The organism is Streptomyces sp. NPDC002588 (assembly GCF_040295925.1).
GTDB lineage: Bacteria > Actinomycetota > Actinomycetes > Streptomycetales > Streptomycetaceae > Streptomyces.
The window spans coordinates 73,272-89,437 of record NZ_JBEOWF010000032.1 but is presented as its reverse complement, the minus strand read 5'-3'; the positions used below and the strand labels follow the sequence as shown (position 1 = coordinate 89,437).

The window sequence follows — 16,166 nt, the reverse complement described above, 5'->3', positions numbered from 1 at the left end:
AACCTATATACGTCAAGGTTCTGTAGAACGTTGATGTGAGGGTTACCGGCGCTGTGGGCCGTACGCTGCGGCGCAACGGAAGTTGGCGGCATCGGACGTACTGCCGTGGCCCGTGTAGCGGGGAACGGAGGGCCAGCGGCACAGCGGCCGGGTGAGCTCCCCGTTGGCGCCCGCCAGGGTGTTCGGCGCCTTGCCCTCCTCGACCCACTTCACCAGCGCGGCGAGCGGATCGACCGGGGCGGCGCCGGGACCGCCGGAGCAGTGCGCGACGCCCGGGGCCATGAACAGCCGTGCGAACCGCTCGGTGCGGTCCAGCCCGCCCATCCTGGCGGCCACCCGCTGGTAGTAGTCGATCGTGCCCTGCGGGAAGATCAGCTGGTCGGCCCAGCCGTGCCATAGGACGAGCTTGCCGCCCCCGTCGCGGAAGGCGCGAAGGTCGGGGTCGTCGGTGCCGATCACGTCGTGGTACTCGGTCCGGGACCGGTCGAACCAGTCGGCGAAGCCGGCCGTGGTGACGGTGCGCCAGTCGAAGTCCGGGTTCTTGGCCAGCCAGTACGTGAACCAGTCGGCCGTGATCGGGAACGGCGCGGCCTGGCCGGTGGAGGTGCTGCCGGCGAGCCCGGCGAACGAGGTGCCCGGCGTCAGCCCGTACCAGAGGAAGGAGCCGTTCTTGCGGCGCGGCCCCTGCCAGATCTTCTTGACCACGGCCGCGTCCTCGGCGGTGACGGTGCCGCAGGGCGTCGTTGTACCGATCAGCTTCGACGGGTCGAAGCGGCAGGTACGGGGGTCGACGATCCCGTCCGTGACGCCGTCCTGGCCGTCGCAGGCGGCGACGACCGCCTTGTTGACCGCTTCGAAGGTGCAGGAGCTGACGACATGGCCGCTCTCCCGCATCACGACCTGGGGCCACAGCTCCGCCGGGATGAACCGGTCCCAGTTGATGGCGGGCGCCGCGGAGAGGATGCCGTCGTAGTCCTCGGGGTGGCGCTGGGCCTCCATCAGGCCCTGCCGGCCTCCGGTGGAACAGCCGTTCCAGTACGAGTGGTCGGGGGCCGTTCCGTAGTAGGCCCGCGTCACAGCCTTGCCCTTGACCGTCATCTCGTGCACCGAGCGCTCGGCGAAGTCGGTGATGAGGTCCTGCTTCATCCCGGTCGGCGACCACGCCCACGCGCCGGACAAGGGCGATCCGGTGTGGCCGGTGTCGGTGGCCGCCGCGGCGTAGCCCGCTCTCGCGGCGGCGTCGGGGGGCGTGAGGACACCCGCGTACCCACCGCCTCCAACGCCCTGGAAGCGTCCGTTCCAGCCGTGCGCCGGGAGGGAGACCGCGATGTTGACACTGCCGGGTACGAGCAGCCGTACGTGGCAGATGGCGTCCGTCTCCTCGGCGCCGGTGACGCGGGTGCCGTCGGCGAAGGTCAGCTCGGGCAGGCTCGCGCAGGATCTGACCGGTTCACCGGAGGCCGGGGAGGCCGCCTGGCCGGTCGGCGACATGGCCGTGAGACCGATCGTCAGGGCCAGGCCGGTCAGTAGGGCACTCAAGGAACGGCGGGTGGAACGGGCCGAACCCGCTGTGGATGTGGGGGGTGTCATCGCCTCTGCTTCCTTCTGGTCGCACGTTCGATGCCTGGTGGTACGCGTGTCGTGGTCAGCCCACGCCGAGGAGGCTGTGGGCCCGGTCCCGGTCCTGACGGAACTCCGCTGTGGAACTCCGGTGCACGATGCGGCCCTTCTGCATCACGGCCACCTCGTCGGCGAGGCGGAAGGCGAGGTGCAGGTCCTGCTCCACCAGTACGGCCGCTATGCCCTCGCCGCGCAGGCCCTCCAGCACGTCGGCGACCGCGTCGACGACCGCGGGGGCGAGACCGTCCGAGGGCTCGTCCAAGAGCAGCAGCCGGGGATTGCGCAGCAGCGCCCGGCCGATGGCCAGCATCTGCTGCTCCCCGCCGGAGAGTTGGTCCCCTCGGTTGCCGCGCCGCTCCGCGAGGCGGGGCATCAGCTCGTAGACGCGCTCCTGAGTCCAGGGGCCTCGTTCTCCCCTGACGGCCCTGGCCACGATGCTCAGGTTCTCCTCGACGGTGAGCGGGGCGAACACGCGGCGCCCCTGAGGCACGATCGCCACCCCGCTGCGGGCAACCCTGTGCGCGGCCTCTCCGGCAAGTTCACGGCCGTCCACGCGGATGCTGCCGGAGTACGGCTTGAGCATCCCCATCACCGTATGGACGAAGGTGGACTTGCCGACGCCGTTGCGGCCGAGCAGCGCCACGACAGCGCCGGCGGGGACGGTGAGGTCGACCCCGTCGAGCACGGTCGTACCCGCGTATCCCGCGCGCAGCCCACGCACGCTGAGCAGTTCGGTCATCGCGGTCCTCCTGTGTCGGCGAACAGGTCCTCGGTCCTGGCCGAGCCGAGATAGGCCCGCCGCACCGCCGCGTCGGCCCGGATCTCCTCCGGCGGCCCGGAGGCGAGGACCTTGCCCAGGTGCAGCACGGTGATCCGGTCGGCCAGCCGGAACACCACGTCCAGGTCGTGCTCGACGATGAGGACGGTCAGGTGCTCGGGAAGCTGTTCCAGGAGGGCCACGAACCGTTCGGTCTCGGCTGCGGACATCCCCGCGGTGGGTTCGTCGAACATCACCAGGGAGGGTTCGGCGGCAAGCACCATGGCGACCTCAAGCTGTCGCCGCTCGCCGTGGGACAGCGCGGCCGCCTTATCCCGCATACGTCCGGACAGCCCGACCGAGTCCAGATGGCGCCGCGCCTCTGCCTCAGCGCGCCGGAAGCGCCGCGTCGCCCGGTCGAACCGATGGGCCACCCCCTGGACCCGCTGCACCGCGAGGGCGACGTTGTCCAGCACCGAGCAGTCGAGGAACAGGCTGGAGTGCTGGAAGGTGCGCACCATGCCGCGCCGGGCCCGCTCCGCCTCCGGCAGTGACGTGACGTCCTGCCCGGCCAGCACGATGCCGCCGGCGGAGGCCCGGAGTGTCCCGGCCACGGTGGCGAACAGCGTGGACTTGCCGGCGCCGTTGGGGCCGATGAGTGCGTGCCGCTCACCCTGGGTGATCGTCAGGTCCACCTGGTCGACGGCGGTCAGCGAGCCGTAGAAGCGGGTCAGTCCGCGCAGTTCCAGGAGAGTGGTCACGACGGGTTCTCCTCCCGGCTCCGGCGACGAGCTCGGCCGAGGTTTCTCAGACGGGTCCCGATTCCCGGGCGAGCGCCGGTGAGGCCCGCCAGACCGCGCGGCAGCAGAAAGACGACGGCGACGAACACCGCGCCCAGCACCAGCGGGCCATGGCCGCCGATCGACGCGGAGAGGTTGTCGCGGACGTACAGGACGAGCGCCGCGCCGAGACACGGGCCCCACAGGCTGCCCGCGCCGCCGATGACCACGCTGAGCAGCGCCAGCGCCGCGACCTCGAACCCCATGTCCCCGGGCGAGACGAAGCGGGCCTGCTGCGCCCACAGGGCACCGCCCACTCCGGCGACGGCTCCCGCCAGACAGAAGACGCCGTACCGGGCGAGCGCGGGGCGGTAGCCGAGGGCCCGCATCCGGGCCTCGTTGTCCCGGATGCCCCGCAGCGTCCGGCCGTAGGGTGAACGGACCACCAGCGCGACCGCCGCGAACACCAGGACCGCCACGGCCAGCGCCCACCAGTACACGAAGCCCGCGACCATCAGCGGCGATCCGCCGAACAGGCTGATCGGAGGCATCCCGGCGAGGCCGTTGCTACCGCCCACCGCCGACCAGGTGTCGGCCACCTGGTGCACCGTCTCCCCGATCGCCAGCGTGAGCATGAGGAACACCAGTCCGCCCGCGCGGACGGCGACCCAGCCGGTGACCGCCGCCGCCAGCAGCCCCATGACAAGAGCAGCCAGCACCTGCACCATCGCGTCCGACGTGACATGGATGCCGACCAGTACCGCCGTGTAGGCACCGACTCCGAAGTACGCCGCCTGGCCCAGCGTGGGCAGGCCCGTGACGCCGGTCAGCAGGTCGGCGGCGAGGACGAGCACCGCGAACGCCAGCATCCGAGTCATGGCAGACACCGGGTAGGGGGCGAGCATCAGCGGGGCCGCCGCGAGCAGGACTACGACCGCGACGGCGGCCGCGGCCCTTCGGCGCTCCGGTCCCCTGTCACCGGTGCCGGGCCCACGTCCGCTCTCGTCGAACGGTTCGCGTACAGGGGTTGTATCGTGCGGCACGGGCGCACCGCCTTCCGCCGCCTTCACGGTCATGCGTGCACCGCCGTCCGTGCCGGGAGCAGACCCGCCGGGCGTACCAGCAGGACCAGGGCCATCGCCGCGAAGACCAGGAACGAGGCGTACTCGGGCAGCAGCGCCGTCCCGAGCGCCTGTACCTGTCCGATCAGTACGGCACCGAGCAGTGCGCCGCGGACCGACCCCAGGCCGCCGATCACCACCACGACCAGGGCGAGCAGCAGCACCTTCTCGTCCAGGCCGGGCTGGGCCCCCAGGATCGGCCCGGCCAGGACGCCGCCGACGGCGGCCAGCGCCGCGCCGGCCGCGAAGACCCCGACCAGTACCCGGCCGGTGTTGATGCCCAGCGCCGCCACCATCGCGCGGTCGGCGACGGTCGCGCGGATCACCGAGCCCAGCGGGCTGCGCTCGACGAGGAAGTAGACGGCCACCGCCAGCACCACGCCGAACCCGATCACGAGCAACCGGTAGACGGGGTACGTCTCGCCGAGCACCGTGACGCCTCCGCCGACCGGCGCGGGCGCGGCGATGGAGTGCACGTCGTTGCCGAAAGCGAGCGACAGGACCTCGGCGACCACGAGCGCCACACCGAGCGTCAGAAGGGCCTGGTCGAGATGGTGGGGGGTGGCCCGCGTCAGGCCGGCCAGCAGACCTCCGAGAAGGGCCCCGGCGGCCGCGGCGGCCACCACGGCCAGGACGAAGGCCGCCACGCCCGAGCCGTCGGACACGAGCGCCACCGCCACATAGGCGCCGACCAGGTAGACCGCGCCATGGGCGAGGTTCAGCACGTCCATCATGCCGAACACCAGGGACAGGCCGAGCGCGATGGCGAAGAGCAGGGAGCCCATCGCCAGCCCGTTGAGGACACTCACCAGATGCGTCGTCATACCGGGCGCGCTCAGTCGAGTTCGCGGACGACCGCGTTGACGGCGGTGTCTCCGTCGGCACGGACTTCGCGCAGGTAGTAGGTCTGCTCCGGGTTGTGGTCGGCGCCGAACTTCCAAGCGCCCCGGGGGCTGTCTATCGAGCCGACCGCGCCCAGCGCCTTCACCAGCGCGTCGCCGCTGTCGCCGCTCGCCTCGGCCAGCGCCTTGTCGAGCACGGCGGCGGTGTCGTAGCCCTGCACGGCGTAGACCGTCGGGGCCTTCCTCGCCGCTGCCTGGTAGTCGGCCACGAACTTCTTGTTGACCGGCGTGTCCAGCTCCGTCGAGTAGTGCAGGGAGGTCTTCACGCCGACCGCGGCCGTGCCCTGCGCGGCGAGCACGCCGCCCTCGGTGAGGAACCCGGTGCCGTACAGCGCCGTCTTGCCGGCGAGCCCGAACTGCTTGTACTGCTTGACGAAGCTCACCGCCTCCGCGCCCGCGTAGAAGGCGAAGACGGCCTCGGCACCGGACTCTCGGATCGCCGAGAGGTAGGGCTGGAAGTCCTGCGTCTTGCCGAAGGGCGTGTACTTCTCGCCCGCGACCTTGCCCCCGGCCGCCTCGAAGGTCTTGCGGAACCCCGTGACCATCTCCTTGCCGGCGGCGTAGTCGGCCGCGATGAGGTAGACGCTGCCCTTGGCCTCCTCGGCGACCGCCGGGCCCAGAGCGGCGGACACGTCACCATTGCTGAAACTCGTCCGCCACACGTACTCGGACTTGCGTGACCCGGTGATGTCATCTGCCCCCGCGTTCGCGACCAGCAGCGGCTTCTTCGACTCGTGGAAGAAGTCCCGCAGACCGAGCGCGGTGGCCGAGTTGACCACTCCGGCGACCGCGGTGACCTGGTCCTGCGTCACGAGCTTCTGGGCCGCGGGCACTCCGGTCTGTGGGCCTTCACCCTCATCGGCCGTCACGAGGTCGACCTCGCGTCCGCCGAGCTTGCCGTCGTGCTGGTCGAGATAGAGCCCGAAGCCCGCCTTCATGTCCTCGCCGAGCGGCGCGTAGACGCCCGACAACGGCACCAGCAACCCGATCTTGACCTTGCCGCCGGACCGGCCCTCTGCCGTTTCACTCCCGGTGGACTCGCCGAGGCTCGACCCGCAGCCCGCCAGCACCAGGGCGCTGACGGCGAGTCCGACGACACTTCTGGACAACGAGAACGCAGAGACAGCACCCATGGCAGCTCCTGAGGTGGGCCCGGGGCGAAAAGGTTGGGCCAGAATCTACAAGTTCTCAGCGCAACGTCAATACTCTGTAATAGATTGGGTTGGCATCGGCATGCCTCGGTCACCAGCAAAGTTCCTCAAGCCGGAGCTGTCGGAGACCTGACTGATCACAAGGAGACGGCCGACTGCGCGGACCCGGCGCAGAACCTGTTGGGGGCGGCGTTCGGGTCGGGGACCGGCCGGGAGCCCTTGGCGCCGAGAGGCCTACGAAGGGCCCGATCCGCATTCATCGAGCCCTCAGGCTTCACGCCGCCGGTTCGGTGACGCGACGGCGTCGTTCGCGTTGACGTTTCACTGCCTCACAGGGCAAACACCCAAGATCCGGACCACGTACGGGCCAATAGCGCGTCCACCGCAGTTCTGCACCGCATTAGCCCTGGTCACAGTCACGCCGTGGCTTCTGATCACGCCGTTGACCTGCAACAAGCTACCGAACAGAGCGAAAGGAAGGCATATTCGACCCGGATTCGACCCCGCCCCCTCCCCGCACGGCACCGACCAACCTTGATCTGCAACTCTGCGCATTCTGCCGCTGTACCAGACGTATGCAGCCAGGGAATCGCCACAAAGAATCTAAATCGCTCACTCGTTGTAAATCATCGATGCTGCAGCGACACGAGCTGTGGGCGAAGAACAGAAGGCACGGCGGCACCTTCCACTGAGGTCAAGCACCGAGGCGTATCCAGATCAACCCTCTGAACAGGCCTTTCGCATCGATCCTTCCGTGAGACGGAAGCCGTATTGCGCCCCCCTGACCCCCTTCCGGACGATGTCGCCATCACCCAACGACGGGAGCCGCAGCCATGCCGCACATGACGAGTTTCGCCAGGAACCAGTGGTACGTCGCCGCCTACAGCCACGAGGTCGGGCGGGAGGAACTGCTCGGCCGGACCATCCTCGGTGAGCCGCTCGTCTTCTACCGGACCGAGGCGGACGGCACGCCGGTCGCGCTGCACGACCGGTGTGTGCACCGCCGGTTCCCGCTGCACGAGAAGCCCAGCCGCCTCGACGGCGACCGCATCGTGTGCGGCTACCACGGGTTCACGTACGACACGACCGGCACCTGTGTGTACGTCCCGGGGCAGAAGCGCGTCCCGCGCACCGCGCGCGTCGCCTCCTACCCGGTCGTCGAGCAGGACTCCCTGGTGTGGGTGTGGATCGGCGACCCCGCCCTCGCCGACCCGCAGACCGTTCCGCGCGCCCGCCACCTCGACGCCCCCGGCTGGACCACCGTCCGCGGCATGGAACCCATCGACGCCGACTACGGTCTCCTCGTCGACAACCTCCTCGACCTCTCCCACGAGACGTATCTGCACGGCGGCTACATCGGCACCCCGGAGGTGGCCGAGACGCCGATCACCACGGAGGTCGACGAGGGCGCGGGGATCGTGCGGGTGAGCCGGCACATGGACGACGCCGAGTGCCCGCCGTTCTACGCCCGTTCGACCGGGATCGAGGGCCGGATCACCCGCTGGCAGGACATCGAGTACCACGCCCCGTGCCTGTACCTGCTGCACAGCCGGATCGCGCCGGTCGGCGTGCTGCCGGAGGCGGACGGCAGCGACCCGAACGGCTTCCACACCGAGATCACATACGCGATCACCCCGTCGTCCGACGGCAAGGTGTACGACTTCTGGATGGTCTCGCGGGACTGGGCGACGGACGACGACGAGGTCACCGAGTTCCTGCGGGCCAACAACCACACCGTCGTCATGCAGGACGTCGACGCGCTCAACCTGCTGCAGAGGACGCTCGGCACGGAGCGCACCGGCTACCAGGAGCTGAGCATCAACATCGACACCGGCGGCCTGGCCGCCCGCCGTATCCTCGCCCGGCTGGTCGAGGAGGGCGACAAGCCGGTGGAGCCGGCGCTGTGAGCAGGCTCGTTTCCGGGGTGCCGCGCGAGATCTACCGCATCGACTGGCTGCCGGGCACCGACGTGCTGCACGGCACCTGTCACTGCGGTGCCGAGCACAGCTCGCAGGACCCGGTGGAGATGTGGGAGTGGATGCTCGGCCACCCCGAAGGGCACCGGCCGCGACCGGAGTTGCGAGGAAGCACCTCATGAGTGACCTGTACGAAGCCGAACTCGTCGTCGAGCGGCGGGAGTCCGCGGCCGACGGCGTGCTCGCCCTCACCCTGCGCCACCCGCTCGGCGAGCCGCTCCCGGTCTGGGAGCCCGGCGCGCACGTCGATCTCGTCCTCGGTCCGGGGCTGGAGCGCCAGTACTCGCTGTGCGGCGACCCGGCGGACCGTACGGCGTGGCGGGTCGCGGTGTTGCGGGAACCGGCCGGGCGGGGCGGATCCGCCCATGTGCACGAGCAGTTGAGGCAGGGCGACAAGGTACGGGTGCGCGGCCCGCGCAACCACTTCCGGCTGCGCCCGGCCCCCCGGTACCGCTTCATCGCGGGCGGCATCGGCATCACCCCCGTCCTGCCGATGCTGGCGGCGGCCGAGGCCGCGGGCGCCGAGTGGACCCTGCTCTACGGCGGCCGCAGCCGCGATTCCATGGCGTTCACCGAGGAGTTGGCACGCTACGGCGACCGGGTCACCGTCGCCCCGCAGGACGAGACCGGACTGCTCGACCTCGGCCCGCTGCTGGACACGCTGCCCGAGGGGACGCTCGTCTACTGCTGCGGTCCCGGCCCGCTGCTCGACGCGGTGGAGGAGCGCTGCCCGGCCGGGGCGCTGCACGTCGAACGCTTCCAGGCGAAGGTCCGGCCCGCGGGCGAGGAAGCCGAGTTCGAGGTGGAGCTCGCGCAGAGTGGCCGTACGCTGACCGTCGCCCCCGGTGTCTCGGTACTGGAGGCGGTGCGCGGCGCCGGGATCGAGGTGCTGTTCTCCTGCGCCGAGGGCACCTGCGGCACCTGCGAGACCGACGTGCTGGAGGGCACCCCGGACCACCGGGACTCCGTGCTGACGGCCGAGGAGCGGGAGGCCGGGGAGACGATGATGATCTGTGTGTCCCGGTGCCGGGGACCGAAACTCGTACTCGACCTCTGAGCGCGAGGCCTCCGCACGGCGAGCGAACTGTCAACAATTTCGTCAGCCAAACCCATTGACCGCGCCGGACGACGGGATCTACGTTCCCTGCACGCCAGTTGAGCACTACTGTGCAAGATGCGCACAGCCTGTCGGAACACCGTTGTCTCTGCACAGGGGGAGCCATGCGTCGTCTGTTCGCCGGTCTCACGGCCGGAACCCTCCTGCTCGCCGCCGCGGCCTGTGGCTCGTCCGACGACTCCGGTTCGTCCGGCGGGAGTTCGTCGGCCGGTGGCGTCACGACCGTCGAACTCGGCCTCATCCCCATCGTCGACGTGGCGCCCGTCTACCTCGGCGTGAAACAGGGGTTCTACGAGAAGCACGGTCTGAAACTGTCGATCACCACCGCGCAGGGCGGCGCGGCGATCGTGCCGGGCGTGGTCAGCGGCCAGTTCCAGTTCGGCTTCAGCAACGTCACCTCGCTGATGGTCGCCCAGTCCAACAGCCTCCCCGTGAAAGCCGTTTCGAACGGCATCGCGTCGACGGGCTTACAAGGCAAGGACTTCGGGGCGATCACCGTGAAGAAGGGCAGCCCGATCAGGTCCGCGAAGGATCTGGAGGGCAAGAAGGTCGCCATCAACACCCTGAAGAACATCAACGAGACCGCGGTGCGGGAGTCGGTGCGCAAGGCGGGCGGCGACCCGGACAAGGTGAAGTTCGTGGAACTCGCCTTCGACCAGATGCCGGCCGCCCTGGACAGCGGGCAGATCGACGCGGCGATGGTGGTCGAGCCGGCGCTCGCCACCGTCAAGAGCCAGGGCGGCGTCGAGATCGCCTCGCCGCTGGTGGACGTGGCGCCGGACCTGACCGTCGCGCTGTACTTCACCTCCACGCAGTACGCACAGAAGAACCCCGGCGTGGTGAAGAAGTTCCAGGAGGCCACGGCGGAGTCCCTCGCGTACGCCGACTCCCACCCGGACGCGGTCCGGCAGATCGTCACCACATACACCAAGATCCCCGCCTCGGTGCTGGCCGGGGTCACCCTGCCGAAGTGGCCGGCGGAGGCGAACCGTTCGTCCATCGAGGCGCTGGAGAAGCTGGGCGAGCAGGACAAGCTCTTCAAGACGGCCCCGGACCTGGACAAGCTGCTCCCGTGAGGGGCTCGAACGCCGTCCTCGGCGCGGCCGGCCTCGCGGGCTTCCTCGCCCTGGGCGAGGCGGTGCCGCGGCTCGGCCTGGTCAAGGAGGCCTACTTCCCGCCCACGAGCCGCATCGCCCGCGCCCTCGCAGGGGAACTCGCCGACTCCGCCTTCTGGACGGCGCTCGGCGACACCCTCACCGGCTGGGCGCTGGGCCTCGCGATCGCGGTCGCCGGGGGGATCGCGGTGGGCGTGGTCGTCTCGGTCGTGCCGTATCTGCGCGAGGCCACGGCCTCCACGATCGAGTTCCTGCGCCCCGTCCCGTCGGTGGCCCTGATCCCGCTCGCCGTCCTCCTCTACGGCACCGAACTGCGCTCGGTCCTCCTGCTGGTCGTCTACGCCGCCTTCTGGCAGGTCCTCATCCAGGTCCTGTACGGCGCCCGGGACGTCGACCCGGTCGCCGAGGAGACGGCGCGGTCCTACGGTCTCGGCGCCTGGGCGCGGGTCCGGCACGTGCTGTGGCCGACCGCCCTGCCGTACGTCATGACCGGTGTGCGGCTCGCCGCCGCGGTCGCGCTGATCCTCGCCGTCACCGCCGAACTCGTCATCGGGGCACCGGGGTTGGGCGCGCGCATTGCGGTGGCCCAGACCTCGCAGGCGGTGCCCGACATGTACGCCCTGATCGTGGTCACCGGTGTCCTCGGGGTGCTGATCAACGTGGGCGCGCGGACGGTGGAGCGCCGTGCGCTGGCCTGGCACCAGTCGGTGCGCGGGGAGGTGACGGTGTGAGGCGGCTGCTCCTGCGGCTGGTGTTCGCCCTCGCCCTGCCGGCCGTGCTGGTCACGGTGTGGTGGCTGGCGTCCGACGGCAGCACCGCCGTGTACTGGCCACCGCTGCGGACGATCCTGAAGGCCTTCCCGGACGTGTGGACGCCCGAGCGGCTGCGCACGGACGTCCGGCCGAGCGTGCTGCGCCTCGCGGGCGGCTACGCGACGGCGGCCGTGGCCGGGATCGCGCTCGGCACGGTCATCGGCTCCTACCGGCGGGTGCGGGCGGTGTGCGAGCCGGTCCTGGAGTTCCTGCGCGCGGTGCCGCCCCCGGTGCTGGTCCCGGTGATCATGCTGTTCGCGGGGATCGGCGACACCATGAAGGTGGTCGTGATCGCGAGCGGCTGTGTGTGGCCGGTGCTGCTCAACACCGTCGAGGGCGTGCGGGCGGTGGACCAGGTGATGGCCGAGACGGCACGGTCGTACGGCATCACGGGGATGGCCCGGCTGAGGAGCGTGGTCCTGCCGTCCGCGAGCCCGCAGATCTTCGCGGGACTGCGGCAGGCGCTGTCCATCGGGATCATCCTGATGGTCATCAGCGAGATGTTCGCCGCGAGCAACGGGCTCGGCTTCACCATCGTGCAGTTCCAACGGGGCTTCGCCATCCCGGACATGTGGACCGGGATCCTGCTGCTCGGGCTGCTCGGTTTCGTGCTGTCGGTCCTCTTCCGGCTCCTCGAGCGGCGGGTGCTCGGCTGGTACCACGGTCTGCGCGCATCCACCCGGCGGTCCCCGTGACCCTCGTGAAAGGGCGGTCCATGCTGGAAGTACGCGGCCTGCGCAAGGTCTACGAGGGGTCCGGGCGCCGGGTCGAGGCGGTGCGCGACCTGACCTTCGACGTCGGGGCGGGTGAACTCGTCTGTCTCGTCGGCCCGTCGGGCTGCGGCAAGACGACCCTGCTGAAGTGCCTGGGCGGACTGCTGGCGCCGACCTCCGGCGAAGTCCTGCTCGAGGGACGGAAGGTGAGCGGTCCGCCGCCCGGGACGGCGTTCGTCTTCCAGGAGTACGGGCGCAGCCTCTTCCCCTGGATGCGGGTCGGCGCGAACGTCGAACTCCCGCTGAAACAGAAGCGGATGGACAAGGCGCGGCGGCGGGGACTGGTGGCCGACGCGCTGGAGTCGGTCGGTCTGGCGGACGCCGCCGGCGCGTATCCGTGGCAGTTGTCGGGCGGGATGCAGCAGCGGGTGGCGATCGCCCGGGCGCTCGCCTACGAGCCCCGGGTGCTGCTGATGGACGAGCCGTTCGCGGCGGTCGACGCGCAGACCCGCGCCGACCTGGAGGACCTCGTACGGGGGCTGTGGCGGCAGCGCGGGATCACCATCCTGTTCGTCACCCACGACATCGACGAGGCCGTCTATCTGGGTGAGCGGGTGATCGTGCTGTCCGCCTCGCCCACCGTCGTCCGGGAGCAGCTGAAGGTCGACCTGCCTGAGGAGCGCGACCAGCTGCACACCCGGGTCGCCCCGCGTTTCGCCGAGTTGCGCACCCATGTCTACGAGCAGATCCAGGCGGCGAAGCGGGGCACGGCGCCCGAGCCGCGGGACGCGGTGGTCAAGGACTTCCGGAAGGCGTAGGGGGGCACCGACCAGGGCGCCGTCGGCGACCTGAACGCCGACGGTGCCCGGTCAGGCCCTGGGGGCGGGAACCACGCTGAGGTGGCCGGCGCCGCGCCGCGGGGCGCGGGGTCTGCGGGGTGCGGATGCCGGGCGGGGCTCGCGCAGCACCATGGTCAGCCGCGTGTACCCCATGTCCTGGAGAGTTCTCGGGGTGTCGCCGACGATACGGCACTCCGTGGCGCCCCGGCGCGGGTCGGGGTGGTGCAGCGGGCGGACCGCGCCGTCGTGCTCCACGGCGCCTTCGCCGACCGCGCGGATCCAGTGCGGCAGGCCCTGCCGGTAGGCGGCCTCCATGATCGGGTCCTGGGCGATCTCACGGCGGATCGCCTGCAGCCCGGCGTCGTGGCCGTGCCGCTCCACGGCGGCGGCGAAGCAGGCGAGCATCGGCAGGCACCAGCTGGACTCGTGGTCGCCGAGGACGGCGCTCGCGTCCGGATGGAACAGCACGAACCGGAGGAAGTTGTCCCCCGGCAGAGCCGTCGGATGGGGGCTCACGTCCCGGAAAAGTGTCTCGAAAGCGGTGTTGGCGAGGACCACGTCCCAGCGGTGGTCGAGGACGACGGACGGGAAGGGAACTGCCTCCAAGTAGGCCGCGTAGTCCTGGAAATAAGCCTGGGCCTCGGGACTGTCGGGGACGGGCCGCGGTGCGGACCGCTGCCCTCCTGCCTGATATGCCATCGGGAGGTCACCCCTCTTGCCTGTGCCGCCTTCACGCGGCGACCCGATCCTGCGGCCCGGACGCCAGGCATGTCAACTATCGTGGCATTCCGCGCTCGTTGACGGCTGAAATAGGCCACAGTTGTGGCGAGACCTGGATGTGAGTTCGAAACACCCGCTACTCTCCACGCAGTTCACGACGATCCCCTGTGCCGGTGAGAGGGACGTGAGAGACCTAGGAGACCTGTCGGTGTCGGATGGCTTCGAGGTTCCGGGCGCCACGGCGACGGTACTGCTGTCGGCCGTAGTCATCCGTGTCGCCGCACTCGCCGACCGGCTCGGCGTGCCGCACTCGGAGGTCTTCGACACCGGGCGGCTGTCCGTCGCCTCGGGTGTCCCGGAGTCCGTGGTCAAGGCCCTGCTGGGCGGCCGCCCAGCAGGCGAACCGGATGTCCAGGCCCGCTTCCTGCAGCGCCTGGACCTGCTGCGCCGCACCCGGCTCAAGGCGAACGGCCGCAAGTACACCCAGCAGGAGATCGCCGACGGCGCCGGCATGTCCCGGCAGCAGGCGGGCGCCCTGATCAACGGCGACCGCCGCCCCACGATGGAGCACTGCGACGCCATCCAGCGCTTCTTCCGCGTCCACGCCGGCTTCCTGACGGCCGAGGACCCCGAAGCACTCGCGGGCGCCCTCCAGCACACCGAGCAGGAGCTGCTGCAGAAACTCGCCGCCCGGGAGGCGGCCGCGCAGTCCTCGGACCCGCTGGAGCGGCTGCTGCAGGACCACGGCGTGCGCGGAATCGCCTGGCGGGCGGCACAGCTGCCCACCGACCAGCACCGGGACAAGGTCGCCGAGTGGCTGGACATGCTTCTGGAGAGCGTGAAGCGGCCCGAGTCGTGATCCGGGGGAGAACTGTGGGCACTGCCAGGGAAATGCGCCGCCTCAGCGGCGCACTCGTCGCCGAGCTCAGCCTGTCGGCCCCCGCCGCGCCGGCCGAGCTGTACACCGCCCTGTGCTCCGGGATGAGCAGACGCCGGGGCCGCCCCGTCCACTTCCGCATGGCCCCCTTCCCCGCCGACACGGCGAGCGGACTGTGGCTCGACATGGCCGACCAGGACCTCGTCGTCATCGAGGAACGCACCGCGCCCGACCACCAGTTGGTGATCCTCGGGCACGAGCTGTGGCACATGAACGCGGGCCACAGCGGCCACCACGTCGAGGGCGCCTCGGTCGCGGCCCGTTTACTCACCGACGGCGCCGACCTCCGCGCGACGGTCCGCAGCGTCGCCGCGCGCACCCGCTTCGACCTCTCCGACGAGAAGGACGCCGAGAGCTTCGGCCTGCTGCTGGCCAGCAAGTGCCGTGCCTGGCTTGCGGGTTCGTCACCACGCGGCCGCGGCCGGGACCACCTCGCGGGCCGCATCGAGGCCTCGCTGGGCTATCTCGGCCCCCAGAGCTGACCGGCGCGAGCCGACCGGCGCCGGCCGGACGCCCCTCGCAGGGACGTCCACGCTCAGGTCGCGCTGCGTTCGCTCGCCTCCCGGAGTTCCGCCACGGCCCCCTCCGGCGCGTCCGGGTACGCGCCCGGGCGGCCCTCGCGCAGGAGAGCGCGCCAATGGTCGCGGCTCCAGTCGGCCGGGGCGGTGGTGGACGTGAACTCCTCGACCAGGGCCAGGAACCGGGCGGGGTCGGTGTGGAACGGGAAGTGACCGGCGCCCTCGAAGATCTCCAGCCGGCTGCCCGGCATCGCCTCGTGGGCGCCGTACGCGTGCCGGACCGGCACCACACTGTCCCGGTCGCCCCACAGCAGCATGGTGGGCATCCCGGCGGTCAGATAACAGCGGTCGAGCATGGTCACCACCTGCCCGCGCCAGTCGACGACCGCCCGCAGGGTGCGGATGAAGGCGTTGCGGGAGGTGTCGTCGGGCAGCGCGTCCACGAGGTGCAGCAGGTCGGGTGCGTCCTGGCCCAGATCGGTGTTCAGGATTTTCATCAGGCGGATGGCGAGTCCCACCTGGAGCCGCATCCCCGGCAACCGGAGGGCGGACAGCGCCAGATGGGCGCCGGGCAGCGAGACCAGCCGCAGGGCGGGGTTGACCTCGCGGCCGACTCCGCCGGCGCCGACCAGGATGAGCCGCTCGGTGCGTTCGGGGAACTGGTAGGCGAACTGCATCGCCACTCCCCCGCCGAGCGAGTGCCCCACCAGCGTCGCCGACTCGATGCCGAGCGTGGTGAGCAGGTCGCGCACCCCGTTGGCGTACGCCGCGACCGAGTAGTCGGCGCGCGGTTTGTCGGAGGCGCCGTGGCCGAGCAGATCGGGGGCGATGACGGTGTGGGTGCGCGCGAGGCCGGGGATCAGCTCCGCCCAGGTCTCCGAGGAGTCCCCGATGCCGTGGATGAGGACCAGCGCCGGGCCCCGGCCGGCCATACGGAAGGCGCGCCGGTAGCCGTGCACGACCCGGTACCGCAGCTGCGGCCCGGGGTCGGCCACCGGACGCAGCCGCGCGGCGCGCGCCCGGCGCGCCTCGGGGAAGTCGACCACCCGCTCGCCTCCCGTGTCCTGTGTCCCGCTGTCTGGATTCTTG

General features: G+C 70.8%; 17 protein-coding genes. 9 read left to right on the top strand and 8 right to left on the bottom strand.

The window, feature by feature from the left end:
* Positions 1-42 precede the first annotated feature (42 nt).
* The 6 genes from ABT057_RS31800 to ABT057_RS31775 all read right to left on the bottom strand — a co-directional run bounded on the left by ABT057_RS31800 (position 43) and on the right by ABT057_RS31775 (position 6,312).
* Entirely contained in the window at positions 43-1,539 is a 1,497-nt protein-coding gene (locus tag ABT057_RS31800) for a tannase/feruloyl esterase family alpha/beta hydrolase (RefSeq protein WP_352347092.1), read from the bottom strand.
* Positions 1,540-1,645: 106 nt separating this feature from the next.
* On the bottom strand, positions 1,646-2,350 hold the full coding sequence (locus tag ABT057_RS31795; RefSeq protein WP_502974000.1) for an ABC transporter ATP-binding protein: 705 nt from the start codon (positions 2,348-2,350) through the stop codon (positions 1,646-1,648).
* 5 nt (positions 2,351-2,355) lie between these two features.
* Complete coding sequence (locus ABT057_RS31790; RefSeq protein ID WP_352347090.1) at positions 2,356-3,138, bottom strand: ABC transporter ATP-binding protein; 783 nt, start codon at positions 3,136-3,138, stop codon at positions 2,356-2,358.
* Positions 3,135-4,199, bottom strand: coding sequence for a branched-chain amino acid ABC transporter permease (locus tag ABT057_RS31785; protein WP_352347089.1), 1,065 nt, complete (start codon positions 4,197-4,199; stop codon positions 3,135-3,137). The genes ABT057_RS31790 and ABT057_RS31785 overlap by 4 nt, the downstream gene beginning before the upstream one ends.
* 29 nt (positions 4,200-4,228) lie before the next feature.
* On the bottom strand, positions 4,229-5,101 hold the full coding sequence (locus ABT057_RS31780; RefSeq protein ID WP_352347088.1) for a branched-chain amino acid ABC transporter permease: 873 nt from the start codon (positions 5,099-5,101) through the stop codon (positions 4,229-4,231).
* Positions 5,102-5,112: 11 nt separating this feature from the next.
* Positions 5,113-6,312 (bottom strand): ABC transporter substrate-binding protein, encoded by a 1,200-nt coding sequence (locus ABT057_RS31775; protein ID WP_352347087.1) that lies wholly within the window; start codon positions 6,310-6,312, stop codon positions 5,113-5,115.
* Positions 6,313-7,163: 851 nt separating this feature from the next.
* Between ABT057_RS31775 and ABT057_RS31770 the strand changes: the two genes are divergently transcribed.
* The 7 genes from ABT057_RS31770 to ABT057_RS31740 all read left to right on the top strand — a co-directional run bounded on the left by ABT057_RS31770 (position 7,164) and on the right by ABT057_RS31740 (position 12,881).
* Complete coding sequence (locus ABT057_RS31770; protein WP_352347086.1) at positions 7,164-8,237, top strand: aromatic ring-hydroxylating dioxygenase subunit alpha; 1,074 nt, start codon at positions 7,164-7,166, stop codon at positions 8,235-8,237.
* Positions 8,234-8,428 carry a hypothetical protein gene (locus tag ABT057_RS31765; protein WP_352347085.1) on the top strand — a complete coding sequence of 65 codons (195 nt, stop codon included), beginning with the start codon at positions 8,234-8,236 and terminating at the stop codon, positions 8,426-8,428. The genes ABT057_RS31770 and ABT057_RS31765 overlap by 4 nt, the downstream gene beginning before the upstream one ends.
* Positions 8,425-9,363 (top strand): PDR/VanB family oxidoreductase, encoded by a 939-nt coding sequence (locus ABT057_RS31760; RefSeq protein ID WP_352347084.1) that lies wholly within the window; start codon positions 8,425-8,427, stop codon positions 9,361-9,363. The genes ABT057_RS31765 and ABT057_RS31760 overlap by 4 nt, the downstream gene beginning before the upstream one ends.
* Before the next feature lie 164 nt (positions 9,364-9,527).
* A complete protein-coding gene (locus ABT057_RS31755; RefSeq protein WP_352347083.1) occupies positions 9,528-10,499 on the top strand; it encodes an ABC transporter substrate-binding protein in 972 nt (323 codons plus the stop codon).
* The gene (locus ABT057_RS31750; protein WP_352347082.1) at positions 10,496-11,269 is read left to right on the top strand and encodes an ABC transporter permease; all 774 of its coding nucleotides are present in this window, start codon (positions 10,496-10,498) and stop codon (positions 11,267-11,269) included. Before ABT057_RS31755 ends, ABT057_RS31750 begins: the two co-directional genes overlap by 4 nt.
* On the top strand, positions 11,266-12,045 hold the full coding sequence (locus tag ABT057_RS31745) for an ABC transporter permease (protein WP_352347081.1): 780 nt from the start codon (positions 11,266-11,268) through the stop codon (positions 12,043-12,045). The genes ABT057_RS31750 and ABT057_RS31745 overlap by 4 nt, the downstream gene beginning before the upstream one ends.
* A gap of 20 nt (positions 12,046-12,065) precedes the next feature.
* Complete coding sequence (locus ABT057_RS31740; protein WP_352347080.1) at positions 12,066-12,881, top strand: ABC transporter ATP-binding protein; 816 nt, start codon at positions 12,066-12,068, stop codon at positions 12,879-12,881.
* A 51-nt stretch (positions 12,882-12,932) separates the two neighbouring features.
* On the opposite strand, the gene ABT057_RS31735 is transcribed toward ABT057_RS31740, so the two are convergent.
* Entirely contained in the window at positions 12,933-13,601 is a 669-nt protein-coding gene (locus tag ABT057_RS31735) for an MmyB family transcriptional regulator (protein ID WP_352347079.1), read from the bottom strand.
* 229 nt (positions 13,602-13,830) lie between these two features.
* On the opposite strand from ABT057_RS31735, the gene ABT057_RS31730 reads away from it, so the two are divergent.
* Both ABT057_RS31730 and ABT057_RS31725 read left to right on the top strand, forming a co-directional pair.
* The gene (locus ABT057_RS31730; RefSeq protein ID WP_352347078.1) at positions 13,831-14,481 is read left to right on the top strand and encodes a helix-turn-helix domain-containing protein; all 651 of its coding nucleotides are present in this window, start codon (positions 13,831-13,833) and stop codon (positions 14,479-14,481) included.
* 32 nt (positions 14,482-14,513) lie between these two features.
* Positions 14,514-15,041 (top strand): toxin-antitoxin system, toxin component, encoded by a 528-nt coding sequence (locus ABT057_RS31725; protein ID WP_352347077.1) that lies wholly within the window; start codon positions 14,514-14,516, stop codon positions 15,039-15,041.
* Between the two features lie 53 nt (positions 15,042-15,094).
* Here the strand turns inward: ABT057_RS31725 and ABT057_RS31720 are convergent, their stop codons facing one another.
* Positions 15,095-16,123 carry an alpha/beta fold hydrolase gene (locus ABT057_RS31720; RefSeq protein ID WP_352347076.1) on the bottom strand — a complete coding sequence of 343 codons (1,029 nt, stop codon included), beginning with the start codon at positions 16,121-16,123 and terminating at the stop codon, positions 15,095-15,097.
* Positions 16,124-16,166 lie beyond the last annotated feature (43 nt).